An 11382-nucleotide genomic window follows, 5' to 3' on the forward strand; every position below is an offset into this window, starting at 1 on the left:
AAAGCGGATAAAGGTTTCGTTCTTTATAAGCCGGCGGGTATGACTCTCGGTGATATGCGTCTTAACGAGGCCAGGCATCCTGATAAGTTGTATATTCTGCAAAAGGACAAATTAAGAGGGCTTCAGGAAGCCCAAAAGGGCTTCAATAAGAAATTAACAAAAAACATCCAATCAGGCAGCCCAGAGCAAATTAAAGAGACCCTGGTGACTATGATGGAAGAAACCTTAGCCGAGCCTCGCAGCGGGAGTCTTGAAGGTGTCTCAGATACCATCGACATTCTTATAAGTGATTATTCCAAAGAGACGCAAGTCATAGAGAATTTGTGGAAAGTATCTTCCAAAGATTATACCACCGTTTTGCATTCTATCAATGTTATGGCGTTTGCACTGGGATTTGCCGCTAATGTCGGATTTGGCCATCAAGAGATGAAAATGTTCGGTTTAGCGGCTCTGCTGCATGATGTCGGCAAAACCAAAATAAATCCTGAAATCCTCCAAGCTGCACGAAAATTATCCGCCCAAGAATTCGAAGAGATGAAAAAGCACACCATTATTGGTTTCAATATCCTGGATAAATGTCAATTCAGCGACAAGAGGATAAAGTTTGTCGCTTTAGACCACCATGAAAAGACAGATGGCAAAGGTTATCCCAACGGTAAAAGTAATTTGCCGAAATTTGCTCAAATCATAGGTATTATTGATTGTTATGAAGCCTTGACCAATGATGACCGCCCTTACAGAAGTGCCCTGGACCCGCTGAAAGCTTTAAAAATAATCAAAGAAGATGTTATCGCAAATAAGTTCGATTTTAAAAAATTCGAACAGTTCGCCCATAGCTTGATTTAAAAAAAAACTAAATTTTGTAAATAAAACGCCGATAAAATAAATAAGTATCTATTTGTTTAGCTGAAGAGCAAACCGACCGAAAGGTGGGGACGCAAAGCCCTTGAAAAGCGTCCCCTTTTTGCCCCATTCATAAATCAGACTCAAATTTGAAGAAATGGAGGGAAGTTGTGGGTAACAATGTTTATTTTAAGAGCTTTATAGCGATCCTCGTCGTCGGATTGCTGGTTTTAGGTGCAGTAATTCTGAATCGCTATAAAACAGAAATTGTTATATCAAAATTATCATTGAATCCAACAAAAACCAAAACGAAAAATGCATATCTCCGCTATGTGAAAAGCACGGTTATCTCAAATATCGGCGGGCACAATATATTAAAATTCGAAATGGCCATTCCGTACGAAAATATGGAACAACGCAGGGATCTGAAGCGATAAATGAAACAGATAAAAGATGATTTTTTAGTACAGATTGAACAAGGAAAGATGGAAGAATGGGTTAAACAGAGAGATTTTGCAGCCATCAGAAAGGCGTATTTAAAAATAATAAATAAACATACAGACAAGCCCATTGAAAACCTATATTTCGCATCTTTTACCTTTTATTAAAGCCTTGGCTGAACCGTTTTTCTTAAAACTGAAAATCCTTCCTTTTAGGTTTTAAAATTAAAGGTGGTAATCCACAATTTTTTCCTGTAATAAAATCGTAAAACGATTTTATTTCAAAAAGTATCTTCATGCGCACTACCAACTGGTATGTCATAACCGGAGCGCCGTGTTCCGGCAAAAGCGCTGTTATAGGCGGGCTTGAACAACTCGGGTACCGGGTTGTTCATGAAGTTGCCCGTGCATTTATCGATGAAGAATTGCAAAAGGGGAAAGATATCGCCCAAATCAAGGCCGATATATTATCGTTTGAACGTCATATTATAGATACAAAGCTTGCCATTGAAAAATCACTTCCGGATGATGCGCTTGTTTTTCTTGATCGGGGAGTGCCTGACAGTATCGCGTATTATATCTTGGAAGGATTAAGCCCGGATTATCCCACAGAGAAGAGCAAACTGACCCAATACAAAAAAATTTTTTCCTTTAACAGACTTAAACTTGAAAAAGATCGGGTGCGCTCGGAAGATGATAAGATCGCAGCCAGACTGGATCGCCTCTTAACAGAAAGCTATCAAATGCTGGGTTACAGTGTTGTCCACGTTCCACTGCTGTCCGTAGAGGAACGTATTGACTATATATTAAACCATCTATGCTGAACTAGTTTCCATCCATAAAAGGAAAAATCATGCGGCCTGTATGTTTAATAATTCGCGACGGGTGGGGGTATAGTGAAATTAAAGAGGGCAACGCCGTGCTCGCCGCCAAAACCACTAATATAGACCTTTACAAAGACAGTTATCCGTGGACGCTTTTGGATTGTGCTGGTGAACCTGTGGGACTTCCGGACGGCTATCAGGGTTCGTCCGAAGTGGGGCACCTCAACATGGGCGCCGGGCGGATCGTCATTCAGGAACTCAAGCGCATTGACGACGGGATGCGCACTGGCGAGCTTTTTAAGGCAGAGAAGTGGCAAAACCTTGTAGTCAATTGGAAGGAAAAACAGAGCCGTCTGCACCTTTTAGGCCTTCTTCAGGACGAAGGTGTACATGCCCATCAAGAGCATCTTTTCAAAATTATGCGCCGGGCACGGCAAGAATATCCACCGGGCCCTATCATCATCCACCCTTTTCTGGACGGACGCGACACACCACCGCGCAGCTGCCTGGAATACCTTGCCAGGTTAAAACAGGTGATGGAAAAAGTCGGCGGCTGCACCATCGGTACGTTAATGGGCCGTTATTATGGTATGGACCGCTCTCGCAACTGGAGACTTACTGATACCGCCTATGATTGTATTGTTGCTTGCCAGGGACGCAAGATCCCTGATTACGAGACTGCGGTTAGGAAGTCGTATACGCATGACAAAACCCCGGACGGCGTGGAAATGTTTGATGAATATATTTACCCGCATGTATTGAGCAACTATGAGGGTGTCAGGGACGGCGACTGTATTCTGCACACTAATTACCGCCAGGACCGCGCGATCCAGCTATCCATGGCGTTTATCGGCCCAAATTACCCCGGAAAACTTAAAACCAAACCGACCGTGACCTATGTCGGACTGACGCGCTACTGGGATGAGTTTTCAGAATATATGCTGGAAGCAATGGATGCTGCCGGCGGCATGGAGAACCTGCTCGGCGAGGTCATTTCCAGGGCAGGCCTACGGCAGCTGCGCATTGCCGAAACACAAAAATTCAGGCATGTAACCAGCTTTTTCAACGGCAAGACCACAACACCATATGAGAACGAGGACCAGGTCGACGTCCCCGGTCGCTTCGATCCGGCCACCTTTGCCAGCCACCCCGAAATGGAGGCATATAACGTCACCAACGAACTCCTCAAGCGTCTCCGGGACAACCCATACCGGTTTATAGTTGTGAACTATGCCAACGGCGACATGGTTGGCCATACAGGGGATATTGAGGCTGCTAAAAAAGCAATCGAAGTTGTGGACGCATGTGTTGGGAAGATTGTCGATCGTCTGCTCGAACTAGATGCGCACATCCTCATAACCGCTGACCATGGCAACTCCGAACAAATGATCGACTATCAGACCCACATGAACAAAACCAGCCATACCCTCAATCCCGTCGAGTTGATTTACATCGCCGGCGATTCAAAGGGAAAGTCGCTTCTACCGCGCGGCAAGCTTGCTGACATCGCCCCTACAGTTCTGTTCTTGCTCGGGCTGGATATACCGGAGGAAATGACCGCCCAGAATCTAATTGTTTGAGACCTTTGAAAAATGTACAATCATTTTTTCGGATTCAAAGAAAGACCGTTTAAGCTCGTACCAAATCCGGCCTATCTATTCCTGAGCAAAAGCCACCAGGAAGCCATGGCGCATCTTGTTTATGCCGTCAGTGCCGGGGACGGTTTCGTGGAGCTGACCGGAGAAGTGGGCACGGGCAAAACCACACTTTGCCGTGCATTTCTTGAACATCTGGACGGAAACGCGGAAGTAGCTTTTATCTTCAACCCTGTCCTTGATCCGCAAGAGTTTATCAGAGCCATCAATGCTGAGTTCGGAATCCCTTCAGCGGGTAATACCACCAAAGAGCTTATGGACGCTCTGAACAACTTTCTGATCGAAAAAAAGGCCCAAGGCAAAGACGTACTCCTCCTCATTGATGAGGCCCAAAACTTGACCCGGGATGTGCTGGAACAAGTTCGACTGATTTCCAATCTTGAAACCACGCAGAGCAAGCTTTTACAAATCGTTCTGGTAGGACAGCCGGAACTGGCTACATTCCTCGGCTCTCACGATCTCAGGCAGCTTAGCCAGCGCATAACATTAAGCTGCCGCCTTCAGCCGCTGACATACAAAGAGACTGAGGATTATATCAAACACCGCCTCAGTATCGCTTCCGGAAAACAGATAACGATGTTTTCTCGGGAAGCCGTCCGGAGAGTTTACCGATATTCACGCGGGATACCCCGTTTGATCAACATTGCCTGTGATCGCGCCCTCCTTACCGCCTACGGCCATGACCAGAAAAACATCAGCAGCAAAATTGCCGCTATCGCCGTCAAAGAACTCGGCGGTCGCGATAGGGACAAACACTTTGATTTGGATATCAGCAAAAAGACGATGGCTGCAATCGCTTGCGTGCTTTTTGCAGCTTTACTGATTACATTGTATGCTTTCGGAATTATCGGCGGTTCCAAGCGTATAGAAAACCAAAATGTCCAAAGTATTAAAGTCAAAGAAGCCTCTCAGCAAGCTGTTTTCCACCAAGCCGCCCAGCCGGCCAACCGTGTTGAAACTGAGTCGGACAGGCAACCGGTGCTCGGCCTCGAAAACGTGGAACAAGCAGAGAAGAAGATGCTGGAGCTTAGCTCCGGAAACCTGGAGCATGGAGCCGATACTGAGATCGGTTTAAAGGATTTTCTTAAAATCGAATCACACCGTGCTGTCAGAGGAGAGGCCTTTAAGGCGGCCATGGACCTTTGGGATGTTAATGCTGATGCGACCCTGTATTTGGAAGATACGGCGGATGATTTCTCATTTTTTCTACTGGCGGCCAAACAGAACGGATTTGCCGTTTACCGTGTTGAAAGCGATCTTGAGCTGGTTTTGAAATTGAATCTCCCGGCAATCTTGCAATTTCATACGACTGCAAGCACGATTCCCGCCTATCTTGTTTTGTTTAAAAATGAAGGGGAAAAGCTTTCGCTTAAGAATACGAGAGACAATGATGTGATCATCTCATCGCCGCATGAGTTAAGGACCCATTGGTCGGGGATTGCCTATATTCCTTGGAAAAATTACTTTGCTTTAACCGGTACAATTCCCGGGGATGCTACCGGAGAGTCCATCATTACCCTAAAACTGCTGCTAAAGGAAATCGGATTCAGCGATATTGAACTGAGCCCGGAATATGATGAAGAAACCCGCAAAGCAATCACCAAATTTCAGGCCGCGTATGACCTGCCGGTTGACGGGGTTGTGGGACCCATGACTAAAATCGCTTTGTACAACCAAAAAAGATCACTAAAACTTCCACACCTGGGCGGACATAAAAATTGAGTTCCATTCTCAAAGCACTCAAGAAACTTGAAAACGAATATCCATCTTCAGGATATGATCAACCTTGGCTCAAAGACATTGATGAAAAAGAAGCCTTTTTTGATCGCCTCAAAGAAAGCTTGACAACGTATCGACAAAGGTATGTTATTTCCGCCGCAGTTCTGCTGGCATTTGCCGTAAGTGCAGCCATAGTCTTTAAAGCTGATTATTTTGAAAAAAGCGCTGCACCCCTACTTCCCGAAAAACAACAGACTGGCGCCGTGATACCGGCACCTTCCCTGCAAAACAAAGCACAGACTCCTTCATCATCAACTCCAGTGGGAAATATCAAGCGGACGGAAAACCAAATTTTGCCAAGCTCGCAGCCTGCAAAGAAAACAAACGAAGTTTTACGTTCAAGCAAGCCGGCTAAAGCACTGAGACCAGCCGTTAAAACTTCTGCGGTTTCATTGCGGCAGCCTGCAAAACCGCAGGCTGTAATAGAAACTTCAAAATCCTTGTCAAGTTTCCCCCCTGACCGAGATGCACAGCCGGCTGCAGATGCTTCCACTCCTATAATTTCGGAATTGTCCAAACCCGATGGGACATTAAATGCCAAAATGCTAAATAATGCGAATATGAAGCTCCAGGCTATCTCCTGGTCTGAAAATTCGGAAAAACGTCTGGCGGTGATCAACAACAGTATTGTGCACCAGGGTGATAGGGTCGGCAGCTATATTGTGATACGGATAAATACAGATGATGTCATTCTTCGACAGGACCAAGAGATGTGGAAATTAATATTCAGACCGCGATGATCTTTTCCTTTTTATTTTATCATGCAATATTAAATCGATAGTTATGGGAGGATTTTAACATGAAAAAGGCGTCATTGGTTGAGCCCCACGGCGGTTCGCTGGTGAGTTTGCTGGTGGATCAAAAGCGAAGCGCTTTGCTAAAAGATATTTCCCTCAACCTGCCGGATATTACCTTGAACGATCGCCAGCTGTGTGATTTTGAAATGCTTGCAACCGGCGCCTTTTCGCCGCTGGAGGGGTTCATGACCCGCTCTGATTATGAATCGGTACTGGATCGCATGCGGCTGCAAAGCGGAGTTTTATGGCCCCTGCCGGTTTGCCTCGGCCTCCCCGATATCCAGGCAAGGCCCCTTGAGGTCGGCCAGTCGGCCACTTTAAGGGATCCTGAAGGGTTTCTGCTGGGAGTTATGCATATTGAAGACATCTGGCCGGTGGATCACCAGAAAGAGGCATCCCGGATTTACGGGACTAACGATCGGGCGCATCAAGGGGTTCGTTACCTGTTTAAAAATGAAGGTGAGCATTACGTCGGGGGCAAACTGGAAGGGCTGAGTCTGCCGCTGCACTTTGACTTTAAGCAGCTGCGCATGTCCCCGCAGGAGGTTCGGAATATTTACGATAAACTCGGATGGCAGAGGGTAGTTGGATTTCAGACCCGCCACCCTATCCAGCGACTGCATTTTGAAATGACGATCAGGGCTATGCGGCAGACCAAAACGAACCTGCTGCTGCTTCCGATTGTGGGAATGACAAAACCGGGCGATTTCGACCACTATACGCGCGTCAGGTGTTATCGTGCAGTGACCCGCCATTATCCGCCGGATTCTTTTGTGCTGAATCTGTTGCCGCTTTCCATGCGGCTGGCCGGCCCCCGGGATGCACTGCTACATATGATTATTGCAAAGAATTACGGATGCACCCATTTCATTGTGGGGAGTAACCACGCCAGCCCGGAGCCTGATGCCGGCGGCAATCCCTTTTATAAGAGCGATGAGGCCCGTAAACTTGCCGAAGAATACAGTCAAGAAATCGACGTGACCGTTGTTCCTTTCGAAGAGCTGGTTTATTTGCCGTTTGAAGATGAGTACCGTCCCGCGGACCAGGTTCCCGCAGGGACCCAGACGATTTCTTTTTCGAGTTCCGATATTCGGGATAGACTCAGGGCCGGACGGCGGATACCGGAATGGGCCACTTTCCCTGAAGTGGTGGCGGAGCTTCGCAAAGCATATCCATCCCCCCGTCAGCAGGGCTTTACCATTTTTCTGACCGGCCTTTCAGGAGCCGGAAAGTCGACGATTGCCAAAGTTCTATATGCTCGTTTCCTGGAGATAGGGGACCGCCCGGTCACTCTGCTGGACGGCGACATTGTACGGCAGCATCTTTCTAACCTGCTGAAGTTCTCCAAAGAGCACCGGGATATCAACGTGCGCCGTATCGGATTTGTGGCCAGTGAAATCACCAAGAACCGCGGCATTGCCATCTGTGCCCCCATTGCGCCCTACAATGAAACCCGTCAAGAAATTCGGAAAACCATTGAAAACTACGGCGGGTTTTTCGAACTGCACATCTCAACTCCGATAGAAGTTTGCGAAAAAAGAGACCGCAAAGGGATGTACGCCAAAGCCCGGGCCGGACTTATCAAAGATTTTACCGGTGTGGATGATCCTTATGAAATTCCGAAATCCCCTGAATTGCGCATCGACACTACCGATCTGACGCCCGATGAGGCCGCCCAGGAAATCCTGCTGTTGTTAGGGCAGAAAGGTTATCTATAGAAAAGAAAGCGAAAACTAGTCAGAAGGTGTCAAAACCATTGGGATGGGTTTTATGCCACTGCCAGGCTGTTGCGACGATAGCGTTGAGATCTGCAAATTGTGGTTTCCATCCAAGTTCTTTAAAGGCCTTTTCGCTTGAACCTATGAGTACCGCCGGATCACCCGGCCGTCTTTCCACAATCTTTGCTGGAATTTGTTTGCTTGTAATATCCCGGGCAACCTCGATAACTTCTTTGACCGAATACCCATTGCCGTTTCCAAGGTTATATTGCCCTCCCGGCAAACCGCTCAGCAGTCTATCCAGGGCCAGGAGATGAGCCTGAGCCAAATCATCTATATGAATATAATCCCGGATGCAGGTTCCATCTTTCGTGGCATAGTCATTTCCAAAAATGTTTATTGTTTCCCGCTGCCCTAAAGCGGTTTTAAGCACAAGCGGAATAAGATGAGTCTCCGGATCGTGCTCCTCTCCTATTTCACCCTCCGGATCAGCACCGGCAGCGTTAAAATAACGCAGAGCAACATACTCCAGCCCGTATGCCGCTCTGAAATCTTCCAGAATCTGCTCAACCATTAATTTACTTCTGCCATACGGATTAATTGGGCTGTACGGATGCTGTTCCGTTATAGGAATTTCTACTGGTTCGCCATAAACGGCACATGAGGAGGAAAAGATAAAGTGGTGAATATTATTCTCTACCATTGCTTCAAGTAAGGTAATTGTTGCCGCAACATTATTTTGATAGTATTTTCCGGGATCCTCAACCGACTCTCCTACGTAACAAAAAGCTGCAAAATGCATGACAGCAGCTATCGGATGCTCTTTAAATATTCGATCCAGCAACTTGGCATCAGCCATTGAGCCTGCTATAAACAGCCCCCATTTTACTGCCTGCCGGTGGCCGTAAACAAGGTTGTCTAAAACAATAGGATGATATCCGTTTTTTGCCAGATATTTACACATGTAGGAGCCAATGTAACCCGCACCCCCAACAACCAGAATATTTTTCATCTCTCAATGGACTCCTTAAGTATTTCTGACTTCATCTTTGATCCGTTTTACATGTCCGCGGCCCAGTCCTTTGACTTCACAGCCAAGCTCAAAGTAACGACGGATCTTTTGATCATCAAGCAAGCCGAAGCAGTCGATGATTGCCGCCGGCCGTCCTGTCATTGCCACAATATCATCAGGATTAAGTTCCAGGTACTCCTGGTGCCTGACCGCCAGAACCACTGCATCGGCAAACCTTAGGGTTTTTTGAAGATCTTTATGCACAATGATATTACTGAGATTCTCCTGGTTTCTGAAAAACCTTGCCATGGAGCGGCCAGCCGCGGGATAGGTATCCTGTTTTTCAAGCTCCCACCAATGACGGACATAGGGGTCGTGGACGACCATTTCCGCTCCCATCTCCGCTAATTTTCGGACTACGATTTCCGAGCCGCTGTAACGGGTATCGCCTACATCTTCCCGATAAGAGACTCCCAGAACGACGATCCTGGAAGCCGCGACAATCTTTCCCATATTCCTCAGGGCATCGCGCACCAGCTGGGCGGCCCGCAAGCCACGGGTATCGTTAATATCAATGGCTGCCGGTGTTATCTTGAAAATATCGTCTTCAAATCCCATGAGGGTATGATATGCCCAGACACCCAAACCACCGTCTTTGGGCAGACAGTAGCCTCCGATACCGGGCCCCGGGAAGATAATATTGGAATGCGTCGGCCGCACTTTAATAGCTTCAATGACTTTAATCAGGTCCACCCCGTTGCGTTCGGAAAACAGGCTCCACTCATGCATAAAAGCAAGAATTGTGGCACGGTATGAGTTTTCCACAATCTTGCAGGTTTCACTTTCAATGGGCCGGTCTAGTACTGTGAGAGGAAATTCATCCACGTTTAAAACATCAGAAAGGAATGCTATAACGCGCTCACGGGCTGTTGCATTGGCACCGCTGCATACACGCCAAAAATCGCGAATGGACGCCACGTACTCCCGCCCCGGCATGACGCGTTCAAACGAATGGGCCAACAGTGGTTCCGCATCCTGGAGGCCGCGCTTTTCAAACGCTTTTTTGATAATGGGATAAGCCACATACTCGGTTGTTCCTGGCGGTACCGTAGTTTCAATCAGTACCAGGCACTCAGGGTTGATCTTTTCACCAATAATTTTCAGGCTGTTTTCCAGGTCGGCGATGTCGGCATTGCCCTGCTTAACATCCCCAATAGCTTCTTTGTTGTAATCACACTGCACATCCACAACCACCACATCAGCAAGTGTCAGAGCGTCATAGGTGAAACTGGCTGTTAAAGTTCTCTTTTCTTTGACACAGCGGTAAATCATTGGTGCCACTTCCGGATCCTCCGCTTCTACGGGAGCAAGGCCGCGGTTGAGATACGGAATTTTCCAGTAAGATCTTGTCGAGGGGCGCTGCATCCCGATAACGAATTTTGTGGGTTCCCCCTTCTCCTTATCAACTGAATCGGCAACAACCCCTGCCATCACAGCACCGACAAAGCCGACACCCATGACCACCACGATTTCTCGCCCCTTAAGGCGCTGTTCCTCGACAAGGCTCTGTAAACGGACGAATTCTTCTTGAAAGTCTTTATCTTCCGGCAGCGGAAAGGCTTCCCCTAACGGACAGACGGAGGTTAAAGAATGTACATTCTGATTAGCGTTTTCATCTTTACCGCTGGATTGTAAATTGGGCATAGTTGCTCCTTTATCGGTTCTGGGTTCTGCGTTCTGCGTTCTGCGTTCCGGGTTCTGCGTTCCGGGTTCAATGGAACGCGGATAACACAGATTAAAACGGATCTACACAGATACAGATAAAATAATATAAAATCCGTGTCATCTGTGTTCTAAACTGATTGGTTCCAGGTTCAGAGTTCTGCGTTCTGGGTTAACCTCTGAATCCTGAACCTTTGAACCCTTGAACCTCTGAACCTCTGAACCTTTAAGCACTTAACAAATTCAGGACTTTGTTGGCCGAATCGGTTACAACGGAACCGGGCCCGAAAACGGCTTTGGCGCCGGCATTGAGCAGGACATCATAATCGGCCGGCGGAATGACCCCGCCGACCACCACCTGGATCTCTTCCCCGCCTTTTGCTTTAAGCGCATCGACCAGTTGGGGAACCAGGGCTCTGTGACCGGCGGCCAGGCTGGACACCCCGACCACATGTACATCGTTTTCCACCGCCATCTGGGCCGCTTCTTCCGGAGTCTGGAACATGGGACCGATATCCACGTCAAACCCTAAATCTGCAAAGGCCGTGGCGATCACCTTGATTCCCCGGTCGTGGCCGTCCTGGCCCATCTT

The 11382-nt window shown here is 47.5% G+C and carries 11 protein-coding genes; 8 read left to right on the top strand and 3 right to left on the bottom strand.

Translation table 11 applies throughout. The features are described 5' to 3' along the window. The 8 genes from V3S16_RS01015 to V3S16_RS01050 form a co-directional block, all read left to right on the top strand. On the top strand, positions 1–846 hold an 846-nt coding region (locus V3S16_RS01015; RefSeq protein WP_413882814.1), incomplete at its 5' end, for an HD-GYP domain-containing protein. A 167-nt stretch (positions 847–1013) separates the two neighbouring features. After that, positions 1014–1280 (top strand): hypothetical protein, encoded by a 267-nt coding sequence (locus tag V3S16_RS01020; RefSeq protein ID WP_413882815.1) that lies wholly within the window; start codon positions 1014–1016, stop codon positions 1278–1280. Beyond that, positions 1281–1451, top strand: coding sequence for a hypothetical protein (locus V3S16_RS01025; protein ID WP_413882816.1), 171 nt, complete (start codon positions 1281–1283; stop codon positions 1449–1451). A gap of 128 nt (positions 1452–1579) precedes the next feature. Next, positions 1580–2107, top strand: coding sequence for an AAA family ATPase (locus V3S16_RS01030; RefSeq protein WP_413882817.1), 528 nt, complete (start codon positions 1580–1582; stop codon positions 2105–2107). A 29-nt stretch (positions 2108–2136) separates the two neighbouring features. Further along, the gene (gpmI, locus tag V3S16_RS01035) at positions 2137–3687 is read left to right on the top strand and encodes a 2,3-bisphosphoglycerate-independent phosphoglycerate mutase (RefSeq protein ID WP_413882818.1); all 1551 of its coding nucleotides are present in this window, start codon (positions 2137–2139) and stop codon (positions 3685–3687) included. A 12-nt stretch (positions 3688–3699) separates the two neighbouring features. Beyond that, the gene (locus V3S16_RS01040; RefSeq protein ID WP_413882819.1) at positions 3700–5484 is read left to right on the top strand and encodes an AAA family ATPase; all 1785 of its coding nucleotides are present in this window, start codon (positions 3700–3702) and stop codon (positions 5482–5484) included. Continuing rightward, the gene (locus tag V3S16_RS01045; protein WP_413882820.1) at positions 5481–6281 is read left to right on the top strand and encodes a hypothetical protein; all 801 of its coding nucleotides are present in this window, start codon (positions 5481–5483) and stop codon (positions 6279–6281) included. The genes V3S16_RS01040 and V3S16_RS01045 overlap by 4 nt, the downstream gene beginning before the upstream one ends. Positions 6282–6340: 59 nt before the next feature. Next, positions 6341–8056 carry a bifunctional sulfate adenylyltransferase/adenylylsulfate kinase gene (locus V3S16_RS01050; protein ID WP_413882821.1) on the top strand — a complete coding sequence of 572 codons (1716 nt, stop codon included), beginning with the start codon at positions 6341–6343 and terminating at the stop codon, positions 8054–8056. Between the two features lie 19 nt (positions 8057–8075). Here V3S16_RS01050 and galE read toward each other — a convergent pair whose 3' ends face one another. The 3 genes from galE to V3S16_RS01065 all read right to left on the bottom strand — a co-directional run. Then, positions 8076–9068 (bottom strand): UDP-glucose 4-epimerase GalE, encoded by a 993-nt coding sequence (gene galE, locus V3S16_RS01055; protein ID WP_413882822.1) that lies wholly within the window; start codon positions 9066–9068, stop codon positions 8076–8078. A 15-nt stretch (positions 9069–9083) separates the two neighbouring features. Next, complete coding sequence (locus V3S16_RS01060; protein WP_413882823.1) at positions 9084–10772, bottom strand: nucleotide sugar dehydrogenase; 1689 nt, start codon at positions 10770–10772, stop codon at positions 9084–9086. Between the two features lie 244 nt (positions 10773–11016). Next, on the bottom strand, positions 11017–11382 hold a 366-nt coding region (locus V3S16_RS01065), incomplete at its 5' end, for a cobalamin-dependent protein (RefSeq protein ID WP_413882824.1).

Origin of the sequence: Candidatus Desulfatibia sp., from assembly GCF_036446775.1 — a bacterium.
Taxonomy (GTDB): domain Bacteria; phylum Desulfobacterota; class Desulfobacteria; order Desulfobacterales; family UBA11574; genus Desulfatibia_A.

Excerpts from the sequence above, each read along its gene's own strand:
- V3S16_RS01025 (WP_413882816.1), top strand. The coding sequence starts at position 1,281 with ATGAAACAGATAAAAGATGATTTTTTAGTACAGATTGAACAAGGAAAG.
- V3S16_RS01030 (WP_413882817.1), top strand. The coding sequence starts at position 1,580 with ATGCGCACTACCAACTGGTATGTCATAACCGGAGCGCCGTGTTCCGGC.
- gpmI (WP_413882818.1), top strand. The coding sequence starts at position 2,137 with ATGCGGCCTGTATGTTTAATAATTCGCGACGGGTGGGGGTATAGTGAA.
- V3S16_RS01040 (WP_413882819.1), top strand. The coding sequence starts at position 3,700 with ATGTACAATCATTTTTTCGGATTCAAAGAAAGACCGTTTAAGCTCGTA.
- V3S16_RS01050 (WP_413882821.1), top strand. The coding sequence starts at position 6,341 with ATGAAAAAGGCGTCATTGGTTGAGCCCCACGGCGGTTCGCTGGTGAGT.
- galE (WP_413882822.1), bottom strand. The coding sequence starts at position 9,068 with ATGAAAAATATTCTGGTTGTTGGGGGTGCGGGTTACATTGGCTCCTAC.
- V3S16_RS01060 (WP_413882823.1), bottom strand. The coding sequence starts at position 10,772 with ATGCCCAATTTACAATCCAGCGGTAAAGATGAAAACGCTAATCAGAAT.